The following is a 23,887-nucleotide window of genomic DNA, read 5'->3' as shown; positions in this document are numbered from 1 at the left end:
AATTTAGTTAAGCTCTTGAGCAGATTTGATTAGTAATTCTTTAGTGCGTTTTATGCCTTCTTCTTCACTGAAGTCCTCTCCTTCATATTCAACACCTATAAAACCGGTGTAGCCGGCATCTTTAACGATTTGGAGAATTTTAGAATAATCCATCGAAGTTTCCTCGCCTTCCTCATTAAAGTCGTAGGATTTGGCACTTACGGCAAGCGCTTTAGGCATCAACTCTTCGATACCCTGATAACGCGGATATTCTTTTACGCAGGGAGCACCCCACATTTCCCCGTTTTCACGCTCCATACAGAAATTCCCAAAATCGGGCAGGGTTCCGCAATTAGGCTTGTTGATGGTATTGATGATTTCCATTAAAAAGGCAGCGTCAGAGGAGTAGCCGCCGTGATTTTCAACAATCACCTCAATGTTTTTGGAGGCACCATAATCGGCCAGTTTGCCCAGACCGTCAACGGCACTTTGTTTAAAGAGTTCTTTGTCTTTAGGGCCTATAAGATTTACACGAATGGCGTGGCAACCCAGATAAGCAGCGGCATCTACCCATTTTTTGTGGCTTTCAACAGCGGTGTTGCGCTCAGTTTCATCTTCTGAAGCCAGATTGCCCTCGCCATCAACCATGATTAAAACATTCTGTACGCCGTATTGCTCACTGCTGGCTTTTAGTTTAGGCAAAATGGAGTCAAGCGCAACTTGTGGGTTCTCATATTTTTCCATTTCGGCATTGTAAAGCTGGCTTACATATTCAATGCCTTCAAAACCCATTTCATTTGCCTTTTTAGCAAAGTCCATAGGGCTTAATTCGCCACTTTGAAAAGCCCTGTGCAGGGACCATTGTGCCAAAGAAATATCAAAAAAAGGTTCGGTTTGGGCAGTTTCGGAAGTTAAATCGGTTGGATTTTCGGCTTTTTTTTCATTTTTACAGCCTGCCAAAATAAAAAGAAAGAGCAGGACTGTATAGAGTTTAGTCGTCATTAGATTAGTCAATTAGGTGTTTGAAAACGGGTTTTAAAAATGCAACAGGCACTTGCAAAACCTATAAGTTCTCTAAATTATACTTTTTTTGGTTTATCAAAAAATAACTTAAAATTTATATATTTGATAGCATAGGCTAGATTATATTATCAAAAACTAAATATAGCGTGAGTAGTATTAAACCAGAAGAAATGTACGACGCCATCGTGGTGGGTACAGGAATTAGTGGTGGCTGGGCTGCCAAAGAATTATGTGAACAGGGTCTTAAAACCCTGGTTCTCGAACGGGGTCGTATGGTAAAACATATTGAAGATTACCCGACTATGAACATGGATCCCTGGGATTTTAAATTTAAGGGGCAACCCACTCAGGAAGAAAAAGCCAAGCAATTTAAACAGGCGCGTACCGGTTATACGGTAGATCGTGCGCACAGCCATTTCTTCGTAAATGATTTAGAACACCCCTATAATGAAACCAAGCGTTTTGACTGGATGCGTGGATACCACGTAGGTGGACGTTCTATTATGTGGGGACGTCAGAGTTATCGCTTAAGTGATATTGATTTTGAAGCCAACAAAAAAGAAGGTGTAGCTGTAGACTGGCCCGTGCGTTATGCAGATATAGCACCCTGGTATGATAAAGTTGAAGAATATATAGGTGTAAGTGGTGAAAACCTGGGTCTGCCTCAGTTACCTGATGGTAAATTTGGTCCGCCGATGGAACTCAACTGTGTTGAAGAGCACCTCAAGAAAAATATGGCTCAAAATTACAAAGACCGTCTGCTCACGATCGGTCGTACTGCTCATATTACTTCTACTGAAAAAACCTATGAGGGCCGTTCTGCCTGCCAGTATCGTAACCGTTGTATGCGAGGTTGTCCTTTTGGGGCTTACTTTAGTAGTAACTCGTCTACCTTACCTGCTGCAGAACGCACCGGAAATATGACCCTGAGACCCTTCAGTATCGTAAGCGAGGTTATTTACGATGATACTACCAAGCTTGCAACCGGAGTGAAAGTTATTGATGCCGAAACCAAAGAAGAAATAACCTTTAATGCTAAAGTGATTTTCTTATGTGCTTCAGCAATTGCTTCGGCCTCTATCCTTATGCAATCTAAATCTGATCGTTTCCCTAATGGATTAGGAAATGATAGCGGTGAATTAGGTCATAATATCATGGACCACCATTTTAGAGTGGGAGCTTCTGCCGTGGTAGAAGGTTTTGAAGATAAATACTACAAAGGACGCCGTGCAAACGGACTCTATATACCTCGATTTAGAAACTTAGGCGGGGAAACCGATCAGCCTAACTTTAAACGCGGATACGGATATCAGGGCGGAGCTAGCAGGGGAGACTGGACTGAGGCGATCTCTGAAATGTCTTATGGAGCAGATCTTAAAAAGGAGATTTCCAAACCCGGTAAGTGGACCATTGGTATTACTGCATTTGGTGAATGTTTGCCTTATCACGAGAATAAAATGACTCTGGATTACGATAAGCTTGATAATTGGGGTCTGCCTACCGTTACTTTCGACGCAGAGTGGAAAGAAAACGAATGGGAGATGCGTAAAGATATGAAGGCACAGGCTGAAGAAATGCTTACCAAGGCCGGTTATAAAAATGTAAGTACTTACGATAGCCCCGGAGCCCCGGGATTGGGAATTCACGAGATGGGTACAGCCCGTATGGGAAGAGATCCTAAAACCTCGGTTCTTAACGGAAACAATCAGGTACACGCGGTTCCTAATGTATATGTCACAGACGGTGCTTTTATGACTTCTGCAAGTTGTGTAAACCCATCGCTTACGTATATGGCATTTACTGCCCGTGCAGCCAAGCATGCTGCAGAACAACTTAAGAACGGAAAATTTGCATAGTTATGAATAGAAGACAAGTCTTAAAAAATATTGGTCTGGGAGCGGGTTATGTAATGGTCGCCCCTGCAGCTTTTAACTTATTACAGAGTTGTAAAAGCGAACCTAAGAATGAATGGCAACCCGTTTTCTTAAATGCGACAAACGGTGCGGCTCTTGTGCATATTCTGGATGTTATTTTCCCAAAAACGGATACTCCGGGAGCTTCAGAATTAAATATCGCGCAGTTTATTGACTCCTATATGGATGAAGTTGCCGACGATCGTCAGAAAAAAGAATTTGAAGCCGGTGCTAACGCTTTTGCCTTAAGCTTTAAAGAGAATGTAGATAAGGAGCTTACTGATGGAGAGCACGAGGATTTTGAAAAAGCAGTCGCTAAATATTTAGGAGCTGATAAAGAAACCCGTGATGCCTACGTAAAACGCATTTCAGCAACTCAGGATCCTGAGGCTCCTGAGGTTGATTTTGACGCGCACGCCGGTTCGTATGCTTATCTTGCCACTGTGCGGGATTTGGGAATCTGGGCCTGGAAAAACAGCGAGGAAGTGGGCGAAAACGTACTTTGGTACGATCCCATCCCCGGAGTTTATCAGGGCTGTTTGCCTCTTGAGGAAGCCGGAGGCGGTAAAACCATGTCTTTATAATGAAACGAAGATCATTTATACAAAAAGGAGCCTTAAGTGGCTCTTTTTTCGCTTTAGGCGGAACGAGCCTGTTTGCTTTAAATACCGGCATTGCAGGAAATCCGGAGCCTTTGCATCAGTTCAATCTCAATTATGCACCTCACCTGGGGATGTTTAAAAGTATGGCGGGAGAGGATCCTATAGATCAGCTAAATTTTATGGCAGATCAGGGTTTTACGGCTTTTGAAGATAACGAGATGCGTAACCGTCCGGTTGAGTTGCAGCAAAAAATGGCCGACACCATGCAAAAGCGCGGCCTGCAAATGGGTGTTTTTGTGGCGCATAAAATCTACTGGACCGAAGGTAACCTGACCAGCGGTAATCCCGATAAACGAACTGAATTTCTAGAGGATATCAAACAATCTGTAGAAGTTGCAAAGCGGGTTAATGCCAAATGGATGACCGTGGTTCCCGGTTATGTAGATCAAAGACTTGATGCTAATTATCAAACTGCAAATGTGATTGAAAGTTTAAAGCAGGCATCGGCAATCCTGGAAAAGGAAAACCTGACCATGGTGCTTGAGCCGCTTAATTTCTTTAATCACCCCGGTTTATTTTTAAAGGAAAGTCCGCAGGCCTATATGATTTGTAAAGCGGTTGACAGCCCGGCCTGTAAAATACTTTTTGATATCTACCATCAGCAAATTCAGGAAGGGAATTTAATCCCCAATATCGACGCATGCTGGGATGAAATCGGGTATTTTCAAATCGGGGACAACCCCGGAAGAAAAGAACCTACAACCGGTGAAATTAATTACCTGAATATCTTCAAACACATTCACGACAGGGGTTTTACAGGAATCATGGGTATGGAGCATGGTAACTCAATGCCCGGTGCAGCAGGAGAACAGGCAGTTATAGACGCTTATGTGGCCTGTGATGATTTTTAGCATACCGCAGGGTAAATTAAAAAAGAGGCTGTCAAACTGAGCTTGTCGAAGTTTTTAAGGTGCGTATGACCCCTGAGTCTTCAACAGGCTCAGACTGACAATCCAATCCACAGGACCTTTTTTCGACAGCCTCTTTATGTAATTTTTTATTCAGAGTCTTTTTTCAGATCGAGATAGACTCCGTTTGTCCAGCCAAAACCGTCCTGATTGGGATATTCTCCACCGCCTGCAACCAGGGTAGTATCAACCACATTATATTTTTCAAGCATTTTACCGGTGCGTTTGTACACGCGTTCATTCAGCTGAATCCAGCGGTCACTAATTTGCCCGGCCAGATCGCCCAGGCCGTAGGTTTGCAAGCCACGAACTGCCATCCATTGATGCGGTGGCCAGCCGTTAGGGCTGTCCCATTGCTGCCCGTTGGTATTAAGTGTGGTTACCAGACCACCGGGTTTCAAAAAGTCACGCTCCAGCACCTGAGCAACCTGTTCAGCCTGAGCCGGTGAAGCTGCTTTAAAATACAGCGGATAGACCATCGCAAGTGAAAGCGTTTCGGTAGGAGTCTGATTTTTGAAATTATAATCGGTATAGGTTTTTTGATTTGCATTCCACAGATAGGCGTCAATCGCGTCTTTACGGGCAGAAGCAGCATCTACCATTTTCTGGGCGCCTTCCGGGTCACCGTTAAAGCGTCGTGCAATCGCAAGAATTTCCTCCATATTATAGAGTAGTGCATTTAAATCTACCGGTATAATTTCGGTGGTTTGAATACTGGCCAAATCATCGGGATTAGAAAACCATCGGCTGCTAAAATCCCACCCGCTTTCGCAGGCAGCGGTGATGTTGAGGTATACCTCTTCCGGAGATTTACCCGTCGCTTCCTGAGCAGTTAGAATATCTTCCCGGTAGCTTTCGGCACGAGGCTCGGCGCGATTGCTGTAAAACCGGTTTAAAACAGAACCATCCTGCATTTTAACCACGCGCGCTGAGGCTTCCCCTTCGGCTAAATTTTCTGCGCCTTTCATCCAAAATGCGTATTCTTTTTCCAAAGGTTCTAAATACTTCAGGTAGATGTCTTTTTCGGTTCCGGTGGAGGCGTACAGGCGTACCATTTCTGCGAAAAACGGCGGTTGTGAACGGTTGAGGTAGTAGGTTCGGTTTCCGTTAGGAATAAAACCAATAGTATTAATCTGATATGCAAAATTGTCCAGGATATTTTCAATGAGTTTAAGCTCTCCGGATTCTTTCAGCCCCAGCATTATAAAAAACGAATCCCAGTAATAAACCTCTCTAAAACGACCGCCGGGTACGATATAGGGATTGGGTAAGGCAATGCGCGACCCGTTTTCCTGAGCGTCTGCATCGCGTTTCAGGTAAGGCCAAAGCGCTTTGATGTGCTCTGCAGTAGTACGCGTGGTATCTGATGTAAAACTGGCAGTAGGAGATTCGGGCAGGTTAAAATGTTGAAGCACAAAAGCCTTTAGATCAAAGTCTGTTTCTTTTGAAGCGCTTTGATATCTGGCCAGAATGGTATCTGCTGGAAACAAAGGCTCGCAATCTACAAAGGTCTTACCATCTTCAAAAACACTTTGCATTTGCACATCAACCAGCAGATCGCCATAGCGGTCAATGGGATTTTCATTTTTCTTTGGGAAATCAAAAGTCTGCTGATCAGCAGATTCAGACTTGTTTTCTTCTTTACACGAGGATAGGGATAAGATCACCAGGGCAGCAAGGATTTGAGAATACAGGGTTTTCATGGGTTTGTTTTTAAAGCCAAAAAAGCCCAAAAATTAATCGGCAAAGATAATTTTTGGGCCTTAATGCGTGTTAGGAGTAGATCGGAAAATTACTCTACTATAAATTTACCTTTCATCACACTGTAATGACCGGGGAAACTACAGATGAAATCGTAGGTTCCGGGAGCAGGTGGGTCAAACTCAATAGTGTCAGACTGGCCGCCGCCAAGCATTTTAGTGTGTACGATTACAGCGTCTGTATCTGCGGGGATGTAACCATTGTCGCGTGCTGCAGAAGCTTTAGCTCCAAAAGCAGGAATTTCGGTTCCCTGAGTTAGCAGTACAAAATTGTGACCCATAACTTCAATAGCTTGCTTACCTACGTGTCTTAGGGTAAGTCTTACTTTTTTACCTGCAGGAACTTTGATTTCGTTCATATTGAATTTCATCATGTCGTCTGCAAGCAATACGATCTCGGTGACATTGTCATCGGTCTTCGTTTCGGTATCAGTGCTTTTTGCACCAATGGTCACGGTTTCTTTTTCTTCTTTCTTTTTGTCGTCACCACAGGCACTAAGTGATACGACGAAAAGAAATGCCAGGGTTATTTTTAATAATTTCATTTTTAAAATTTTAATTGGAGGACTAATATACATAACATTTTAGCGCAGTACAATATTATGCATAATCTTGAATGAATTGCAGGCTGCGTTTTTCGCAGTAGGTGGGTCGTTCAAAAAGCATAAAGCCCACGTGACCACCTGTTTTGGGCATTTCCAGAAAGAGATTGGTATTCTTTTGAGCAGCCTCAACCGGGTAACAGCTCGCGTTGAGAAAGGAGTCGTCTTTGGCATTTAAAATCAAGGTAGGTACTTTAATGTCTTCTAAAAACTGCTTGCTGCTGCTTTTGGTATAGTAGTCCATAGCATCTTTAAAACCATTGGCTGGCGCAGTGTAGAGTTCGTCAAAAAGCCGCAGGGATTTGATGTTTTTGTAATCCTGTTTGCTGAGCTCTTCAGGATAACGCTCCAGCTTTTGCCGGTATTTGTCGCGCAATCCTTTAAGAAAGGACCAGCGATATACCCAGTTTTGTTTTTGTTGTAAAGCTTCCAGCGAATCGTACAAATCTACCGGGGTTGAAACGGCGACTCCCGCCCTGATGCTTTCCGGCCGGCTTCGGTTTTCGCCCAGGTATTTCAGGACCAGATTTCCGCCCAGACTAAAACCACATAAAAAAATTTGATCGTAATCTTTAGCAGCTTCTACAAAAGCTACCACATCAGCTACATCATCTGTAGCACCCGAATGGTACGAACGCAGATGCAAGTTAGTCTCGCCGCTGCAGCCTCTAAGGTTAACAGCAGCACAGTCAAAGCCGTTTGCATTTAAAATTTTTGTAGTACCTGCCATATACGGCCTTTTAGCATGGCCTTCAAGACCGTGAAAAAGCAATACCACCTGTTTTGTTTTGCTTTCGTCCTGCGAAAAACTCCAATCAATGTCCAGAAAGTCCCCGTCTTGCAGGTTAATGCGTTCGCGCTCGTAGCGAAGACCGGATACCGTTCTGATTTTTGCAGCAAAAATGGTGTTGAAATGTGCATTCTTAAAGGGTGAAGGAGCTTTATAGGTAGATTTAACAACAGGCATTTTAGGGTAGATAGAGGCTTTGACTTAATGCCGAAGATACCTTAAATCTGGGACATAGTTCGGTCTGCTGGCTTAAAGCGATTATTAAGGTTTTTGTAAAGTCTTATGCACGCACAAGATATTACGTAATTTTGCAATCTAAATTGAGCTTATGTACACCAAAGAATTTGAAATACGCTGGAGTGATATAGATGCCAACCGCCACCTGGCAAATAGCGCTTACATTAATTTTATGAGTCATACCCGTATGGCTTTTTTGATGGAAAACGGTTTTGGACAGGAGGAAATGGCCAAACACAACATAGGGCCCGTTGTGTTTTACGAGCATATGTATTATTTCAAAGAAGTGTTTGCAGGTAAGCCTGTAAAGGTGTCTTTGCAATTAAAAGGCCTCGCTGAAGACGGCATGTATTTTGAATTTGTACATAATTTTTACGATCAAAAAGGTCGAAATTTTGCAAGCTGCGAAATGATGGGCGCCTGGATTGATCTAAAAGAACGTAAGCTTACCGCACTTCCGGAAGAGCTGTTCAAAAACCTATCTTCCTTAGAGCATACCGAAGATTTTAGAATCCTTACTAAAGAAGACACCCGCAAATACGGCAAAAAGCCACAGGATCTTAGCTAGTTTTGGCTGTCTTTTTTGTGCGTGTTGAAAGGTAAACGCCTGTAAAAATCATCAGGCCGGCGATTAAACGTACCGGAGTGATTCGGTCTGCGCCTGTAAGAACGGCAAAGAGTACGGCAATAAGCGGTTGCAGGTAAATAAAAGCGCCTACTGTAGAAGCTTTAAGCGTTCGCAATGCATACAGATTGAGAAAATAGGTTGAAAACGTAGTTCCTACCACCACAAACACCATAACCCAGATTGCCCAGGCCGGTAGATTTAACCAGTCTACCGCGGCAAAATCGCCATAGGTAAAAGGAAGGTTTAAGAAGACGCCGGTAATAAACAGCCATTTCATCATAGTTACCGTGTTGTACTTTTTGGTTAGGGGTTTGATCAAAACCAGATACACGGCATAGGCCGTACCGTTTATCAAAAACATAATATTCCCCAGCGGAATATTTGGTGCGTTTTGCTGGGTTGAAGCGCCAAAAAGTACCAAAACCAATGCCCCAAGCATACCAATCGCGATACCCAGAATCTTTAAGGCGGAAATTTTTTCTTTAAGAAACAGGGCCGAAAGCACCAGTAAAATTACGGGGCTGAGCGTGATAATCACCGAACTGTTTACCGGTGTCGAAAGCTGTAAACCGGTAAAAAAGGCTAGCATATTGATAAACATGCCAAAAAAGGCACAGCCCAGCAGACGCCAGTAATCGCTGCGGTCAATCTTTTCAGATTTGGTAAACAGGCTTACAATCCAGAACAGGACTGAAGCTCCCAAAACCCGAAGTAAAATAAACCCAAACGGACTTATAAACTGAGGCATAACGCCTTTGGCCAGCGTGTGGTTGATACCGTAGATCGTTCCAGCCAGGGTTGCTGCAACGAGCGCCAGCGTGCGTTTGCTCATAGCCGGGGCTTAATTGTGGATGGATTCTTTGGCCGCTTCAACCGTTTTTTTACTGTTACCTATAAAAATCTGATCGTTGTTTACAATTACCGGTCTTTTGAGAAAGGTATAATGCTCCAGAATCAATTCGGCATATTTTTCTTCATCAAGCGGCTCATTGTTGAGGCCGCGCTCGCGGTAGAGACGGGCGCGTTTGTTAAAAAGCGCCTCGTAGCTTCCGCTAAGGTTGTAGAGCTCGTCAAGTTGTTCTTCGGTAAGCGGGTCTGTTTTAATGTCCTGCTGTATAAAGGCCGAAGGCAATTCGATTTCCTTCATAATACGGGTACAGGTATCACAGGTTGAGAGGTAATATATTTTTTTCAAAACTCAAGTTTTTAGAATTTCTGCCCTGCAAAGTAATCGCATTTTGGGTTAAAACGGTACTTTTATTGGCACAGCCAAAGGTATAATGTCTGAGGCTTGTCTTAAAATTAAAAAATGGTTCCCAACAAAGACCTCCCGGGCTTGCCCCGAGGTGAGTTAATCCAAATTAAACTTATGACTCCAATTCTCGAATTTACGCTTACAAACACCTATAAAACCCGAACGATTCTTAAAAATTACCTGGATAGCATTTCTCTAGAAGATCTCAATAAAATACCCGAAGGTTATAACAACAATATCTTTTGGAATATCGCGCATCTTGTGGCTACGCAGCAGATTTTGGTGTATAAATTTTCAGATGTTCCTGCTTTGGTTTCAGATGAAATCATCAACGCCTACAGAAAAGGCACAAAGCCCGAAGGCGACGTCACTCAGGCCGAAGTTGATGAAATCAGGGAATTACTTTTTAGCACGCTAGATCAAACCAAAAAAGATTACGAATCAGGCATGTTTAAAACCTACAACAGCATCACCACGTCTATGGACAGCACGCTGACCAATGTTGAAGAAGCTATCGCCTACAACAACTTCCACGAAGGTATCCACCTGGGATCGGTACTGGCTTTACGCCGTGCTATGGGTTTGACTTAAGATAGTCTTTAACCTCGGCAAGATCAAAGTTTAAAATGAGCTGCCCGTCTGCGTAAGAGGCAATTTCATAAGGGTTATAGAGCAAAATGAGTTGGTCATTTCTAAAACCAATGTTTTGAGGCAATGTAAACGTATCTTCGGTAAAGAAATAGCCTGTTTCGCTTAAGTCTTCCTCGGGTTGTATTTGGTATTGACTTCTGAAACGTTTTTCGGCTAAGCGCTTAAAACCTTCCAGATCCTTAAAAAGCATTTCAGGCGTAAGAACCTGCTGTAAATCTTTGTCGAAGTTGAGGTAAAAGGTGCTGCCGTAACCGTGCGCACCACCATAATAGGTATAATCATCAAAAGCAATGCACAGGAGTTTGCCGTTGTCAAAACTTATAGAAGATGTGCTGCTAACCTCATATTCAGGGATTGCATCGGGAAAATCGCTTCGGTACACCCGGTAATTTTGAACAAAATTTTGAAGCGCCTCATCCAGGGAATTAACGTTTTTAGCCTCATCGGGATCCATGATAAGCAAATCAATGAGGTGCTTTTCAACAGCTGTGTTGATGGTATCTGCAAAAGCCCCTCCTCCCATAGTTACTTTATCTATAGCGATTTCAGGACATAAACCTTCATCACAAAGGGCCAGACTTTCGGTTTTGATAACCTCAATATCATAGGTTAGCCTGGGATCTTCTTTCTTACAGGCAACCAAAATTATAAACAAACTCAGAATCAGACTTACTTTTTTCAAACCAAATTTATTTCGTGTTAAACATAAAATAAAGGTACATCCAATTTTGGGAATGGAGCTCGGGCTTCCTACATTTACGTTTCAGACACTGAAATTTTTGAAGATATGAAATTCAATACCAAGACCATTCACGGAGGACAACACCATACAGATCCGGCTTACGGAAGTGTGATGCCTCCCATATATCAAACGTCAACCTACAGCCAGACGACTCCGGGCGGGCATAAGGGTTTTGAGTATTCGCGTAGCGGAAACCCTACCCGTAAAGCTCTTGAAGATGCGCTTGCCAGTATTGAAAATGGAGCGTTTGGTCTTGCTTTCGGTTCGGGTCTTGCGGCGATTGATGCGGTGTTGAAGCTGTTTAAGCCGGGAGACGAAATCATTTCAACTAACGACTTATACGGAGGTTCGTATCGGTTGTTTACCAAAATATTTGAAGATTTTGGTCTGAAATTCCATTTTGTAGCTATGCAGGATACTTCAAAAATTGAAGCTGCAATTACCGATAAAACCAAACTCATTTGGGTAGAGACTCCTACCAACCCGATGATGAATATTATAGATATTGAAGCCGTCTCTAAAGTGGCTAAAGCACACAAGCTGTTGCTTGCCGTTGACAATACCTTTGCAACACCCTATTTGCAGCAGCCTTTAGATTTAGGTGCAGATATCGTGATGCACAGTGTGACTAAATACTTGGGCGGTCATAGCGACCTGGTGATGGGAGGTCTGGTTGTTCGGGATAAGGGGCTGGCAGATAAATTGTACTTTATTCAAAATGCAAGCGGTGCCGTTTGTGGCCCACAGGATAGTTTTCTTGCGCTTCGCGGAATTAAAACCTTACACGTGCGCTTGCAAAGACATTGTGAGAATGGTAAAGCCGTTGCACATTTCTTAAAAGATCATCCTAAAGTTGATAAGGTCTACTGGCCCGGTTTTGAAGATCATCCCAATCACGATGTGGCTAAAAAGCAAATGAAAGATTTTGGTGGAATGGTTTCTTTTACAACTAAAAATGATTCGCTTCAGGGAGCGGTTGAGGTTGTTGAAAAATTAAAAGTATTTACCCTTGCTGAAAGCTTAGGTGGGGTTGAAAGTCTTGCAGGGCATCCGGCAAGTATGACACACGCCAGTATTCCTAAAGAAGAACGTCAAAAGACCGGAATTAAAGATTCACTGATACGCTTGAGCGTAGGTATTGAGGACGAAGAAGACCTTTTAGAAGATTTAAAGCAGGCTTTAGGTTAAGAGCAGTTTATCAGAAGTTGAGGTAGTAGATATAGCCTACATTGAGCCATACGATAGAGTCGTCGTATTTATTCGGAGGGTAAAATTGGGGGTCTGGATTGAGACCATCTACCCAGTTTGAAAAATACCGGTGATAGCGCAACTCCAGGTTGATGTCGCTTAAAACATTCAATTTATAACGTATACCTAAGCTGCTGGTTATCGCCCAGGTATTGCCAGGGCTGTCATCTAAACCGCCTAACTCTCCATCTCCCACCAGGAATGGATTAAAATAAATATCCTCGGGTAGTGCGCCGGGAGTATCAAGGCTCGATTCATATTTAGGCTGGTAGCCCACATAATGTGCTCCTAAAGAGATATACGGTGCTATTTTAAAAGCCCCGGCCTGAAAATCCCGTATACTTAAAGGGAAATATTCGAGCTGCATCCCCAATTCAAATACCAAGGAGCTTCCGGTGTGGGAGCGTAATTGTAAGCCGCCAAGAGTTTGCTTTTCAGATTCATAACCCTCGTGGGTGAATTTAGTATAATGCAAATCGGCTTCAGAACGCAGCTTAAAGTGATCGTTAAAATATAAGTCTCTGGAATAGCAATTACAATCGGCTCGGTAGGCGAAGTTCATATAATGTACAATGCCCACACCTATACCCTGATTATTAATGTTGGTGTCGTAATTATTACGCAATCCAAAATCAGACTGAAAAAGTAGAGGGCCTGCGATGATTCCCACCTCATTCGAAAAGCCAAGCTGCGCTTTGCTGGAGAATGGCAGTAAAAGCCAGAGAGTCAATAGCGCAGCTATAATTTTGGTATTCATTGAGTTTAGGGAAATATTCGTGCACAAATATAGTAAAACTGGCAATTTAACCTAAAATTGTGCTGCTTGTCTAGGATTTTATTTGAAATTTAATAAAAACTAATTTTCAATATTAAGAATATCTAAAAATATGAAGGTCATTTTTGATGATATCATATATTTGTGCAGAATTAGAGCCTTAAAAATTATAATTTCTAAAAAAACTTAAAAATGACAGATAGCATAAAAAAGTTTGTCGACTCTGTTGAAAAGGCAAATCCTAATGAACCCGAATTCATTCAGGCGGTTCAGGAGGTCGCAGAGACGGTTATTCCATTTATAGAAAAAAATCCTAAATATCAGGGCAAAAAACTTTTAGAACGCATGGTTGAGCCAGAGCGTGCTATTCTGTTTAGGGTTCCCTGGGTAGATGATAATGGCGAAACACAGGTTAATAAAGGATATCGTATAGAGTTCAACTCGGCTATAGGTCCCTACAAAGGTGGTTTGCGTTTTCACCCTTCGGTAAACCTGAGTATTTTAAAGTTTTTAGGTTTTGAACAGGTTTTTAAAAACAGCCTTACTTCGTTGCCTATGGGCGGAGGTAAAGGAGGTTCAGACTTCAATCCCAGAGGAAAGAGCGATGCAGAAGTAATGCGCTTTTGCCAAAGCTTTATGACGGAATTGTATCGTCACATTGGCCCTAATACCGATGTACCTGCGGGTGATATAGGTGTTGGTGGTCGTGAGATTGGCTATATGTTTGGTCAGTACAAGCGCATTCGCAATGAATTTACCGGCGTTTTAACCGGGAAGGGATTGTCGTATGGCGGTTCTAAAATTCGTCCGGAAGCAACCGGTTACGGTAACGTATATTTCACCAAGTATATGTTGAATAACATCGGTGAAAAGATTTCCGGAAAAACCATCGTGATTTCAGGATCGGGTAATGTGGCGCAATATGCTGCCGAAAAAGCAACCCAGCTTGATGCTAAAGTAGTGACCCTTTCTGATTCAGATGGATTTATCTATGACGAAGCCGGAATTGATAAAGAAAAACTGGCTTTCATCATGGAAATCAAAAACGAGCGCCGCGGTCGTATCAAAGAATATTTAGATAAATATCCGGATGCAGAATATCACGAGGGCAAAGCACCCTGGGGTATTAAATGCGACATCGCACTACCTTGTGCCACTCAAAATGAGTTGGATAAGGAAGATGCAGAACTTCTGGTTAAAAACGGAGTGATGAGCGTTGGAGAAGGGGCAAATATGCCTTGTACTCCCGAAGCTATTGAGGTCTTTCTTAAAGCTAAGATTTTGTTTTCTCCCGGTAAAGCTTCTAATGCAGGTGGAGTGGCAACTTCAGGTCTTGAGATGTCTCAAAACAGCATTCGTTACAACTGGTCTGCTGAGGAAGTTGATAAAAAACTTCACGAGATTATGTACGATATCCACAAATCTTGTGTGGAGTATGGCAAGCAGGAAGACGGCTTTGTTGACTACGTAAAAGGAGCAAATATTGCCGGTTTCGTTAAAGTAGCAGATGCTATGCTGGCACAGGGAATCGTTTAAGCGAACTCTTGATAATAAATCAAATAGCCCCGGGAAAGTCTCCCGGGGTTTTTTTATGTCAGAAATTGTACTTTTAGCCTGCTTCAAAACCGGTTATGAAACCTAAATTGCTCACATTTCTTTGTTTGGTGCTGGTTACTATGACCAGAGCTCAGGATTATTCAGATTCCTGGACCGGCTACTTTTCCTATAGTTCGATCACGGCAGTAACTCAGGGTGGTAACCGGGTTTTTGCCGCTGCTCAAAACTCGGTTTTCAGCTACGACCTTAATGCCGATGAAATCACAACCTATTCCACCATTCAGGGGCTTACGGGCGAGCAGATAAGCGCTTTGCATTATTCGGATGCTCAGGATATTCTCTTTGTGGGTTATGCTTCGGGACTTCTGGATCTGGTTCTCCCTGATGGAAACGTCAAAACGCTGGTCGCCATACGCGATAAACCGGTAATCCTTCCTCAGGAGAAAATCATCAATGGCTTTCAGGAATTTGAAAACACACTCTACATAGCAAGCGGTTTTGGTATTTCCTTATTTGATTTGCAGCGTCTGGAATTTGACGACTCCTATTTTATAGGTCCTAACGGGTCTCGTATTCCCATTGCACAAACCTCCATTTTTGATGGATTTATATATGCCGCCTCGCCTACCGCCGGTTTGCAACGCGCAAATGCGACAAATGCAAACCTGATTGATTTTCGCAATTGGGAGCGTCTCGATGCCGGGGGTTGGCTGGGTATACAGGTGCTGGGCGAAAAGCTGGTGGGGGTAAAAACAGACCGAAGCCTTCAGGAATTTGACGACACCGGTTTTACAACCCTTGAAACGCTTCCGGCACTTCCGGTTGATTTTCAAAGTAACGGCACTCATCTAAGTATTAGCCTTCCTGATGGTATTTTGGTTTACGATCAAAATGGAGTGCGAAGTGCGACCATTCCGCTATTTTCTGAATTTCCGGGGCTTTATACTTCGGGGCTTTTTAGCGACGGACAGGTTTATGCCGGAACTTCGCAAAGCGGAATGTTGCTTGTTCCATCAAGTGCTTCCGCTCCTTTAAAAGTTTTGCCGGACGGTCCTCTGCGCAACGATCCCTTCAGTATTGAAGCAGCACCGGGTCAGCTTTGGGTGGTTTATGGGGATTATTCGGCAAATTATAATCCCTTTCCCTTAAAACAGCGCGGCGCATCGCATTTAACTTTAGAAGATGGCTGGCAAAATATCCCGTATGGCGAACTTTTGGGCGCTAATAATTTGACTAACATCACCTACAATCCGGAAGACTTTTCGCAGGTATTTTTAAGTTCGTACAATCAGGGTTTGCTTGAAGTGGTCGAAGAAGTAGCGGTAAAAATCTATGATGAAACCAATACCGGCCTGAGTGATATTCCGGTAAACCCAACCGATGTGCGTATCAACGGCGCGGCTTTTGACCGGGAAGGAACGCTGTGGATGACCAACAGTCAGGTTGAAAATGCCCTGGCACGAAAAACCGGAGACCAGATTCAGGGTTTCTCTATTGCAGAGCTGATCCCCGATTTCCCAATGGTTGAAGGCTACACCGAACTCGTAATAGGCAGGCAGCAAAATGTGTATTTCGGATCTTCAAACAGCGGTCTCATTGCTTATGATCCTGATGCCAACCGGTTTGCGCATTTGGATGCCGAGCGTTCTAATTTACCCTCAAATGCGGTGCAGGCGCTTGCGGTTGATGCTAACGGAAGTCTTTGGATAGGTACCGCTCAGGGCTTACGGGTGCTGTTTTCACCGGCACAAATCTTTGAAAATCCCGATTTGCAGGCACGACCTATAATCATAGAAGAAAACGGTGTGGCGGTCGAGCTGCTCAACGATCAGGTTATTCGTTCTATTGCGGTTGATGGCAATAACAACAAGTGGGTGGGCACCATTTCCAGCGGTGTGTTTTACTTCAGTGCCAACGGTCAGGAAACCTTACTACAGTTTAATACTTCAAATTCTCCGCTTCCTTCTGATAATATTCAGGACATCACGATAGATGACGAAAGTGGCGAAGTCTATTTTGCAACTCCGCTGGGACTGGTTTCCTATTCCGGTTTTGCAGTGGCGCCTAATGAAACCCTTGAGGAAGCCCGGGTTTTTCCTAATCCCGTAAGGCCGCAATTTACCGGGCAGGTAACTGTAGACGGTTTAACCGAACGCGCCAATGTAAAGATTACCGATCTCAACGGCAATCTGGTGCACGAAGCCGTTTCTGAGGGTGGAAGCATTCAGTGGGATACGACGGTTTTTGGAGGCAACAGAGTAGCTTCAGGAGTGTACTTTATTTTGATAACCGCGGAAGATGCGATGGAGACGAAAGTGGTTAAACTTATGATTATACGCTGATGCTGGTAACGACAAAGGCATTGGTAATTTCGGCTTTAAAATACGGCGAGGCAGATCTCATCGTACGCTGTTTTACCGAAGAGGCCGGTCTTAAAAGCTACCTTTTAAGACGTATTCTAAAATCGAAAAAAGGAAAACTGCGTACTGCGATGTTTCAACCCGGCATGCAACTGGAACTGGTGGCGATGCATAAAGACAAAGGGACTTTAGAAAGCATCCGCGATGCAAAAGTGACTCACGCCTATATCAGTTTGCATACCGATATTTTTAAATCGAGCATTGTGTTGTTTCTCTCCGAAATGCTGCGTAACTCCATTCAGGAAGAAGAAACAAACCGTCCGCTGTACGCATTTTTAGAGCACGCCTTCTTATGGCTCGATCTGCACGGGCATTCGGCTAATTTTCATTTGCTGTTTTTGCTGGAATTGACCAGGTACCTCGGTTTTTACCCCGACACTTCTACCACTGAATACGAATACTTCAATCTCGAGACCGGAATTTTTGAAACTACAGAAAGCCGGTACAGCATTTCCGAAGAAAATTTAGACACCCTCAAAGTCTTATTGGGTACAAATTTTGATGAACTATCTGAGATTAAACTTAACCAAAAACGAAGAACGAGCTTTGTAAATATGCTGCTGGCGTATTATGAATTACATTTGCACGGCTTTAGAAAACCAAAGTCTTTGGCGGTTTTAAGCAGCTTGTTCAACTAAAAATCCAGTATGCGGATTCTTTTTATTCTCCTTTTTTTTATCAATTTCAGCTCCGGCATTTTTGCCCAGCAAATACGCATTTTTGATCTTCAAACCGGCGAACCTATTGAAAATGCCAGCCTTTACAATACCGAAAAAAGCCATTCTGCAGTTTCAGACGCAGCGGGCCTTGTAGATGTTTCGGCATTTACAAATGGGGAAACCATTTTTATTTCGCACGTTTCGCACCTTACGAAAAAAACGACTAAAGCCGCCCTTATTGCAGCCGGAAACGTGGTTTATCTTGCAGATGACGAAAACCTGCTGAACGAGGTGGTGCTTTCGGTATCAAAGTTTGAGCAAAAAGAACGCGAAGTCGCTCAGAAGATCATTTCACTTGATGCCGAAGACGTAGAGCTCAAAAATCCGCAGACTGCAGCCGATTTGTTAGACCAAAGCGGGCAGGTGTTTGTTCAAAAAAGTCAGTTGGGTGGCGGCAGCCCGATGATTCGGGGGTTTTCAACCAATCGCCTGCTGATTACCGTAGACGGTGTGCGAATGAATACAGCGATTTTTCGCAGCGGAAACCTTCAGAATGTTATTAATATAGATCCGTTTACCGTAGATCAAACCGAAGTTATTCTGGGTCCGGGCTCAGTAATTTACGGGAGTGATGCGGTAGGCGGGGTGATGAATTTTTACACTAAAAGACCTGCGTTTTCTTTTGAGGAAACAACCAGTTTCAGCGGGCAGGCATTAACGCGTTATGCCACGGCAAACAACGAAAAAACGGGTCACGCTGAGATCAATATCGGCCGAAAGAAATGGGCTTTTTTAAGCAGCATCAGTTACTCTGATTTCGATGATCTCAGGATGGGTAGGCACGGGCCTGATGATTACCTGAGACCGGAATATGTGGTTACCCGAAACGGTGTTGATGAAGTCGTTGAAAATGAAAATCCTCTGGTGCAGGTGCCCACCGGTTTTGACCTGTTGAACCTGACTCAAAAAGTGCGTTTTATGCCTAATGCGGTTTGGGATTATAATCTGGGACTGCACTACAGCACGACCTCAGACTATGCGCGTTACGACCGCCTTACCCGTAAGCGTGATGGTCAATTGCGGGCAGCCGAGTGGTATTACGGACCACAAACCTGGTTTATGGGGAATTTTCAGATTGACAAAAAGGGAAATGGTGATTTTTACGATGAAGCCAGATTGAATGCTGCCATCCAATATTTTGAAGAAAGCCGAAACGACCGCGATTTCGGAAAAACCGATTTATTTACCACGCAGGAACAAGTTAATGCCTATTCGCTAAGTGCCGATTTTACCAAAAAACTGCGGGAACATCGTTTGTTTTACGGTTTGGAATATGTTTTAAATAGAATCGGTTCTTACGGTAAGCAGACCGATATTATTAGCGGGGCAGAAACGTCAACGGCCAGCAGGTATCCCGATGATTCGAGTTGGCAGTCGCTTGCCGCTTATGTAAGCGGACAATTCGATTTAGCCGAAGCGCTTACACTGCAAACCGGATTGCGCTACAATCAGATTTTACTAGATGCAACTTTTGACAATGTGTTTTATGATTTTCCGTTTGAGGAAGCCAATTTGAATTTTGGAAATGTCACGGGCTCAGCCGGCTTAAACTGGCAGACTAATGAAACCCTGAATTTACGCCTTAATCTGGGTACCGCTTTTCGCGCACCCAATATTGACGATATCGGGAAAATCTTTGACAGCGAGCCCGGTTCAGTCGTTGTGCCTAACCCCGATTTAAAAGCGGAGTATGCCTATAATGCCGAGATTGGCGCCGGTTTACGTCTGGGCGAAAAATTGCGTTTAGACTTTGCAACCTATTACACCAAATTGAATAATGCGCTGGTACGTCGTGATTTTAATCTGAATGGCGAAACCACCATCGATTATCAGGGTGAGCCCAGCACCGTGCAAGCCATACAAAATGCGGCAAATACAGAAGTTTACGGTCTTGAAGCCGGTCTGGAATATCTGTTTACCAAAAATCTGAAGCTTACCTCACAAATAAATATTACCGATGGCAGTCAGGAGGAAGATGATGGCAGCGAGGCTCCTTTGCGTCACGCCGCGCCTACTTTTGGCAACACCCATCTCATTTACCGCATGAAGCGCTGGAAGTTTGATGCTTCTGCCGTTTACAACGGGCAGTTTGATTTTGATGAACTCGCCCCGTCTCAGGTAGGCAATGCTTATTTGTATGCCCTTGACGCCAATGGCAACCCCTATTCGCCACGTTGGTATACCTTAAATCTGTATAGCGAATACCAGATCGCCAAAAACTGGAAAGCCACTGCTGCTCTAGAAAATATTACCGACCAGCGTTACCGTCCCTATTCTTCAGGCATCTCAGCACCCGGAAGGAATTTTATCCTGGCGCTGAAGTATGGTTTTTAGTAAAAAGTAACCCTCATTTTATTTGAACCAGTTGAGCGCGCTTCAGCAGTCGTTTTCTAACCAAAATTCCCTAATTTTGCACACTTATTAGAAAACGCAGATCATGAGCACAAAGTTTCCTGAATATAAAGGACTTGACCTCCCTAAAGTAGCCGAAGAAATCCTGAGCTACTGGCAGGAGAACCACATCTTTGAAAAGAGTATCTCAACCCGCGAAGGTAATGAGCCGTATATCTTTTTTGAAGGTCCGCCTTCAGCAAACGGGATGCCCGGTATCCACCATGTGATGGCGCGTGCGATTAAAGATATTTTCTGTCGTTTTCAAACCCAAAAAGGAAAGCAGGTAAAACGTAAGGCAGGTTGGGATACCCACGGACTTCCGGTAGAGCTGGGTGTTGAAAAAGAATTGGGTATCACCAAAGAAGACATCGGTAAAAAAATAAGCGTTTCCGAATACAACGAAGCCTGTAAAAATGCGGTTATGCGCTACACCGATGTGTGGAACAACCTCACCGAGCAGATGGGCTATTGGGTAGATATGGAAGATCCCTACATCACCTACAAACCCAAGTATATGGAAACGGTGTGGTGGCTGCTTAAAAATATTTACGATAAAGGCCTTATTTATAAAGGCTACACTATACAACCCTATTCTCCTAAAGCCGGTACCGGCTTAAGTTCGCACGAACTCAACCAGCCCGGCACCTATCAGGATGTGACCGATACTACGGTAACCGCTCAGTTTAAAGTGGTTGAGGACGAGACATATAAAGCCTCTCCTTTAGCAGCCTTTGAAGGAACAAAATACCTGATGGCGTGGACGACCACTCCGTGGACCTTGCCTTCTAACACGGCTTTGACGGTTGGTAAGAAAATTGATTATGTTTTAGTCAATACCTTTAATCAGTATACTTTCGAGCCTATTCAGGTGGTGATTGCCAAAGCTTTGGTAAATAAACAGTTTGATAAGAAGTTTGCTAAAGTCGAATCTGATGAGGAATTCAAATGGTCAGGGATAAAATTTATTGCTGAACAAGAAATTGAAAAAATCAGGTGGAACAATTTATCTGAGGATAAAAAAGATAGAATTGAGAAAATATCCAAAGAGCCAATAGGCGAGTGGAATTTGATTAAAGATGGAAAATTCCAACACCCTGAACTTGATAAGTACGTTGGAATTATACCCGACAAAAAAATCCCCTATCAAATCCTTGCCGAATTTAAGGGAAGCGAACTGCTCGAATTGCGTTACGAGCCGGTAATTGATTATGTAAAACCGCACGACAATCCGCAGGATGCGTTTAGGGTGATTGCCGGAGACTTTGTAACTACCGAAGACGGTACCGGTATCGTACACACCTCACCTACCTTTGGTGCAGATGATGCGTTGGTTGCCAAGCAGGCTGAACCGCCCGTGCCTCCTATGTTGGTAAAAGATGAGAACGGCAATTTAGTACCGCTTGTTGATTTGCAGGGTCGTTTCCGTCCTGAGTTGAAGGAATTTGGTGGCAAATATGTTAAAAACGAGTATTACGATGAAGGCGAAGCTCCCGAAAAGAGCGTGGATGTCGAAATCGCGATCAAGCTCAAAGAAGAAAACAAAGCTTTTAAGGTGGAGAAGTACGTGCACAGTTATCCCAACTGCTGGCGTACCGATAAACCTATTTTGTACTATCCGTTAGATTCCTGGTTTATCAAAGTGACTGATGTGCGTGATCGTATGCACGAACTCAACCTGGGCATTAACTGGAAACCCAAAGCCACCGGAGAAGGGCGTTTTGGCAATTGGCTGGCTAATGCCAACGACTGGAACTTATCGCGCTCAAGGTATTGGGGGATTCCGTTGCCCATCTGGAGAACCGAGGATGGCAAAGAGGAAATTATCATTGGTTCGGTTGCCGAACTAAAAGAAAAAATCACCGAATCCGTAAAAGCTGGTGTGATGGACAGCGACCCGTTTGCAGATTTTGTGCCGGGCGATATGAGCGATGCCAATTATGATTTGATTGACCTGCATAAAAATGTGGTGGATGAAATCAAACTGGTTTCGCAAAGCGGAAAACCTATGCGTCGCGAGGCAGATTTGATTGACGTATGGTTTGACAGCGGAAGCATGCCATATGCACAATGGCATTATCCGTTTGAAAACAAAGAGAAGGTTGAAGAAACCTGGCGCAAGGCCGATTTTATCGCGGAAGGTGTTGACCAGACCCGCGGTTGGTTCTACACGCTCCATGCCATAGCCACGATGACTTTTGACGATGTGGCGTATAAAAATGTGGTTTCAAACGGACTGGTACTGGACAAAAACGGACAGAAAATGTCGAAGCGCTTGGGTAATGCGGTAGATCCGTTTACCACGCTTAATACCTTTGGTCCTGATGCAACCCGCTGGTATATGATCAGCAATGCAAACCCCTGGGATAACCTCAAGTTTGATTTAGACGGAATAACTGAGGTGCAGCGCAAATTCTTCGGTACGCTCTACAATACCTATTCGTTCTTTGCGCTTTATGCCAATCTGGATCAATTCAGCTTTGCTGAAAAAGAAATCGACTGGAACGAAAGACCGGAAATTGACCGCTGGATCCTTTCGGAACTCAATACGCTTATCGCTGAGGTTGACGCGTTTTATGCCGATTATGAGCCTACCAAAGCAACCCGTGCCATTTCAGACTTTGTACAGGAAAACCTGAGTAACTGGTTTGTGCGCCTAAGCCGTCGCCGTTATTGGAAAGGCGATTATGCTCACGATAAAATTTCGGCATATCAAACCTTATACAACTGCCTGATCACGGTTGCAAAACTGGGTGCTCCGGTAGCTCCGTTTTATATGGATCGTTTGTATAAAGACCTAAATGGTCTTACCGGGCGTGAAGCTTCAGAAAGTGTGCACCTGGCTGATTTTCCGGTGAGTGATGCGTCGCAAATAGACCGCAGTCTGGAGCGTAAAATGCAAAAAGCACAGACGATTTCGTCCTTGACGCTTTCGCTTCGCGCAAAAGAAAAAATAAAAGTAAGACAACCGCTGCAACGTATTATGATACCGGTGCTTGATGAAGGGCAGCGTGCAGAAATACTTTCGGTACAGGATTTGATTAAATCTGAGGTAAATGTGAAGCAAATTGAGCTGATTGACGATGCTTCAGGTATCCTGGTAAAGAATATTAAACCCAATTTTAAGGTTCTGGGACCTCGGTTTGGAAAAGACATGAAGCTGGTAGCAAATGCTATTACTGCAATGAGTGCCGCCGATATCTCAAAGCTTGAAAATGAGGGTAAAATCGAGGTGCAGATTAATGGAAAAAGTGTTACTTTGGCGCCCGAAGATGTGGAAATCACCTCTCAGGATATTGAAGGTTGGCTGGTTGCAAGCAGTGGTGGATTAACCGTTGCCCTTGATGTAACCCTAAACGAAGAATTGAAGAATGAGGGCATTGCCCGCGAACTGGTTAACCGTATTCAAAACCTGCGAAAAGACAGTGGTTTTGAGGTTACAGACAAGATTGAAGTACAATTACAGCGTGACGGAAAGGTCGAGAAAGCCGTTAACGAGAATTTAGACTATATAAAAATGGAAACGCTCACCGCAAAACTCGACGTTGCAGAGCAGGTTACTAACGGAATAGCCATTGCTTTTGATGATGTAGAAACAATATTGGCTATTAAAAAACAGTAAACAAT

19 protein-coding genes are annotated in these 23,887 nt (G+C 43.7%); 11 read left to right on the top strand and 8 right to left on the bottom strand.

The genetic code is table 11. The features are described from left to right. Window positions 1-3: 3 nt before the first annotated feature. Window positions 4-981, bottom strand: coding sequence for a sugar phosphate isomerase/epimerase family protein (locus tag ACSSS3_RS06880; RefSeq protein WP_442846959.1), 978 nt, complete (start codon window positions 979-981; stop codon window positions 4-6). A gap of 191 nt (window positions 982-1,172) precedes the next feature. Here ACSSS3_RS06880 and ACSSS3_RS06875 point away from each other — a divergent pair, with 191 nt between their 5' ends. Genes ACSSS3_RS06875 through ACSSS3_RS06865 form a run of 3 tightly spaced genes read left to right on the top strand, consistent with a single transcriptional unit; the run spans window position 1,173 to window position 4,428 of the window. After that, complete coding sequence (locus tag ACSSS3_RS06875; protein WP_442847408.1) at window positions 1,173-2,858, top strand: GMC oxidoreductase; 1,686 nt, start codon at window positions 1,173-1,175, stop codon at window positions 2,856-2,858. 2 nt (window positions 2,859-2,860) lie between these two features. Further along, a complete protein-coding gene (locus ACSSS3_RS06870) occupies window positions 2,861-3,499 on the top strand; it encodes a gluconate 2-dehydrogenase subunit 3 family protein (protein ID WP_442846958.1) in 639 nt (212 codons plus the stop codon). Next, the gene (locus tag ACSSS3_RS06865) at window positions 3,499-4,428 is read left to right on the top strand and encodes a hydroxypyruvate isomerase family protein (RefSeq protein ID WP_442846957.1); all 930 of its coding nucleotides are present in this window, start codon (window positions 3,499-3,501) and stop codon (window positions 4,426-4,428) included. Before ACSSS3_RS06870 ends, ACSSS3_RS06865 begins: the two co-directional genes overlap by 1 nt. A 146-nt stretch (window positions 4,429-4,574) precedes the next feature. Here ACSSS3_RS06865 and treF read toward each other — a convergent pair whose 3' ends face one another. The 3 genes from treF to ACSSS3_RS06850 all read right to left on the bottom strand — a co-directional run bounded on the left by treF (window position 4,575) and on the right by ACSSS3_RS06850 (window position 7,814). Further along, the gene (gene treF / locus ACSSS3_RS06860; protein WP_442846956.1) at window positions 4,575-6,188 is read right to left on the bottom strand and encodes an alpha,alpha-trehalase TreF; all 1,614 of its coding nucleotides are present in this window, start codon (window positions 6,186-6,188) and stop codon (window positions 4,575-4,577) included. 89 nt (window positions 6,189-6,277) lie between these two features. Further along, window positions 6,278-6,790 (bottom strand): plastocyanin/azurin family copper-binding protein, encoded by a 513-nt coding sequence (locus ACSSS3_RS06855; protein WP_228228910.1) that lies wholly within the window; start codon window positions 6,788-6,790, stop codon window positions 6,278-6,280. Window positions 6,791-6,845: 55 nt separating this feature from the next. Next, entirely contained in the window at window positions 6,846-7,814 is a 969-nt protein-coding gene (locus tag ACSSS3_RS06850; RefSeq protein WP_442846955.1) for a YheT family hydrolase, read from the bottom strand. Window positions 7,815-7,965: 151 nt separating this feature from the next. Here ACSSS3_RS06850 and ACSSS3_RS06845 point away from each other — a divergent pair, with 151 nt between their 5' ends. Next, a complete protein-coding gene (locus ACSSS3_RS06845) occupies window positions 7,966-8,442 on the top strand; it encodes an acyl-CoA thioesterase (protein WP_442846954.1) in 477 nt (158 codons plus the stop codon). On the opposite strand, the gene ACSSS3_RS06840 is transcribed toward ACSSS3_RS06845, so the two are convergent. Then, on the bottom strand, window positions 8,435-9,334 hold the full coding sequence (locus ACSSS3_RS06840; protein ID WP_442846953.1) for a DMT family transporter: 900 nt from the start codon (window positions 9,332-9,334) through the stop codon (window positions 8,435-8,437). The two genes, ACSSS3_RS06845 and ACSSS3_RS06840, sit on opposite strands and share 8 nt — an antisense overlap. A gap of 9 nt (window positions 9,335-9,343) precedes the next feature. Then, window positions 9,344-9,697 carry an arsenate reductase family protein gene (locus ACSSS3_RS06835; protein ID WP_442846952.1) on the bottom strand — a complete coding sequence of 118 codons (354 nt, stop codon included), beginning with the start codon at window positions 9,695-9,697 and terminating at the stop codon, window positions 9,344-9,346. A 174-nt stretch (window positions 9,698-9,871) separates the two neighbouring features. Between ACSSS3_RS06835 and ACSSS3_RS06830 the strand changes: the two genes are divergently transcribed. Then, entirely contained in the window at window positions 9,872-10,348 is a 477-nt protein-coding gene (locus ACSSS3_RS06830) for a DinB family protein (RefSeq protein ID WP_442846951.1), read from the top strand. On the opposite strand, the gene ACSSS3_RS06825 is transcribed toward ACSSS3_RS06830, so the two are convergent. Then, window positions 10,332-11,090, bottom strand: a complete 759-nt coding sequence (locus tag ACSSS3_RS06825; protein WP_442846950.1) for a DUF3298 domain-containing protein — start codon at window positions 11,088-11,090, stop codon at window positions 10,332-10,334. The two genes, ACSSS3_RS06830 and ACSSS3_RS06825, sit on opposite strands and share 17 nt — an antisense overlap. 105 nt (window positions 11,091-11,195) lie before the next feature. On the opposite strand from ACSSS3_RS06825, the gene ACSSS3_RS06820 reads away from it, so the two are divergent. Next, window positions 11,196-12,338, top strand: coding sequence for a cystathionine gamma-synthase (locus ACSSS3_RS06820; protein ID WP_442846949.1), 1,143 nt, complete (start codon window positions 11,196-11,198; stop codon window positions 12,336-12,338). Window positions 12,339-12,348: 10 nt separating this feature from the next. Here ACSSS3_RS06820 and ACSSS3_RS06815 read toward each other — a convergent pair whose 3' ends face one another. After that, window positions 12,349-13,155: a THC0290_0291 family protein gene (locus tag ACSSS3_RS06815; protein WP_442846948.1), complete on the bottom strand. Its 807-nt coding sequence runs from the start codon at window positions 13,153-13,155 to the stop codon at window positions 12,349-12,351. A gap of 210 nt (window positions 13,156-13,365) precedes the next feature. On the opposite strand from ACSSS3_RS06815, the gene gdhA reads away from it, so the two are divergent. The 5 genes from gdhA (at window position 13,366) to ileS (ending at window position 23,882) form a co-directional block, all read left to right on the top strand. Then, window positions 13,366-14,709: an NADP-specific glutamate dehydrogenase gene (gene gdhA, locus ACSSS3_RS06810; RefSeq protein WP_442846947.1), complete on the top strand. Its 1,344-nt coding sequence runs from the start codon at window positions 13,366-13,368 to the stop codon at window positions 14,707-14,709. 95 nt (window positions 14,710-14,804) lie between these two features. Then, complete coding sequence (gene porZ / locus ACSSS3_RS06805) at window positions 14,805-17,072, top strand: type IX secretion system anionic LPS delivery protein PorZ (protein ID WP_442846946.1); 2,268 nt, start codon at window positions 14,805-14,807, stop codon at window positions 17,070-17,072. Beyond that, the gene (gene recO, locus ACSSS3_RS06800; RefSeq protein ID WP_442846945.1) at window positions 17,072-17,788 is read left to right on the top strand and encodes a DNA repair protein RecO; all 717 of its coding nucleotides are present in this window, start codon (window positions 17,072-17,074) and stop codon (window positions 17,786-17,788) included. Before porZ ends, recO begins: the two co-directional genes overlap by 1 nt. Window positions 17,789-17,797: 9 nt before the next feature. After that, window positions 17,798-20,203 carry a TonB-dependent receptor gene (locus tag ACSSS3_RS06795; protein ID WP_442846944.1) on the top strand — a complete coding sequence of 802 codons (2,406 nt, stop codon included), beginning with the start codon at window positions 17,798-17,800 and terminating at the stop codon, window positions 20,201-20,203. 103 nt (window positions 20,204-20,306) lie between these two features. Further along, a complete protein-coding gene (gene ileS / locus ACSSS3_RS06790; RefSeq protein ID WP_442846943.1) occupies window positions 20,307-23,882 on the top strand; it encodes an isoleucine--tRNA ligase in 3,576 nt (1,191 codons plus the stop codon). Window positions 23,883-23,887: the final 5 nt, after the last annotated feature.

The sequence above is a fragment of the Leeuwenhoekiella sp. H156 genome (genome assembly GCF_052218455.1).
Lineage (GTDB): Bacteria > Bacteroidota > Bacteroidia > Flavobacteriales > Flavobacteriaceae > Leeuwenhoekiella > Leeuwenhoekiella parthenopeia.
Note: the sequence above shows the minus strand (reverse complement) of the source record. Positions and strands in the feature narration are given on the sequence as shown.

Bases quoted from the DNA above. Each gene is read 5' to 3' on its own strand.
- ACSSS3_RS06840 (WP_442846953.1), bottom strand. From the start codon at position 9,334: ATGAGCAAACGCACGCTGGCGCTCGTTGCAGCAACCCTGGCTGGAACG.
- ACSSS3_RS06855 (WP_228228910.1), bottom strand. From the start codon at position 6,790: ATGAAATTATTAAAAATAACCCTGGCATTTCTTTTCGTCGTATCACTT.
- recO (WP_442846945.1), top strand. From the start codon at position 17,072: ATGCTGGTAACGACAAAGGCATTGGTAATTTCGGCTTTAAAATACGGC.
- treF (WP_442846956.1), bottom strand. From the start codon at position 6,188: ATGAAAACCCTGTATTCTCAAATCCTTGCTGCCCTGGTGATCTTATCC.
- ACSSS3_RS06845 (WP_442846954.1), top strand. From the start codon at position 7,966: ATGTACACCAAAGAATTTGAAATACGCTGGAGTGATATAGATGCCAAC.
- ACSSS3_RS06795 (WP_442846944.1), top strand. From the start codon at position 17,798: ATGCGGATTCTTTTTATTCTCCTTTTTTTTATCAATTTCAGCTCCGGC.
- ACSSS3_RS06870 (WP_442846958.1), top strand. From the start codon at position 2,861: ATGAATAGAAGACAAGTCTTAAAAAATATTGGTCTGGGAGCGGGTTAT.
- ACSSS3_RS06815 (WP_442846948.1), bottom strand. From the start codon at position 13,155: ATGAATACCAAAATTATAGCTGCGCTATTGACTCTCTGGCTTTTACTG.
- ACSSS3_RS06865 (WP_442846957.1), top strand. From the start codon at position 3,499: ATGAAACGAAGATCATTTATACAAAAAGGAGCCTTAAGTGGCTCTTTT.
- ACSSS3_RS06880 (WP_442846959.1), bottom strand. From the start codon at position 981: ATGACGACTAAACTCTATACAGTCCTGCTCTTTCTTTTTATTTTGGCA.
- ileS (WP_442846943.1), top strand. From the start codon at position 20,307: ATGAGCACAAAGTTTCCTGAATATAAAGGACTTGACCTCCCTAAAGTA.
- ACSSS3_RS06875 (WP_442847408.1), top strand. From the start codon at position 1,173: ATGTACGACGCCATCGTGGTGGGTACAGGAATTAGTGGTGGCTGGGCT.
- gdhA (WP_442846947.1), top strand. From the start codon at position 13,366: ATGACAGATAGCATAAAAAAGTTTGTCGACTCTGTTGAAAAGGCAAAT.
- porZ (WP_442846946.1), top strand. From the start codon at position 14,805: ATGAAACCTAAATTGCTCACATTTCTTTGTTTGGTGCTGGTTACTATG.
- ACSSS3_RS06850 (WP_442846955.1), bottom strand. From the start codon at position 7,814: ATGCCTGTTGTTAAATCTACCTATAAAGCTCCTTCACCCTTTAAGAAT.
- ACSSS3_RS06830 (WP_442846951.1), top strand. From the start codon at position 9,872: ATGACTCCAATTCTCGAATTTACGCTTACAAACACCTATAAAACCCGA.
- ACSSS3_RS06820 (WP_442846949.1), top strand. From the start codon at position 11,196: ATGAAATTCAATACCAAGACCATTCACGGAGGACAACACCATACAGAT.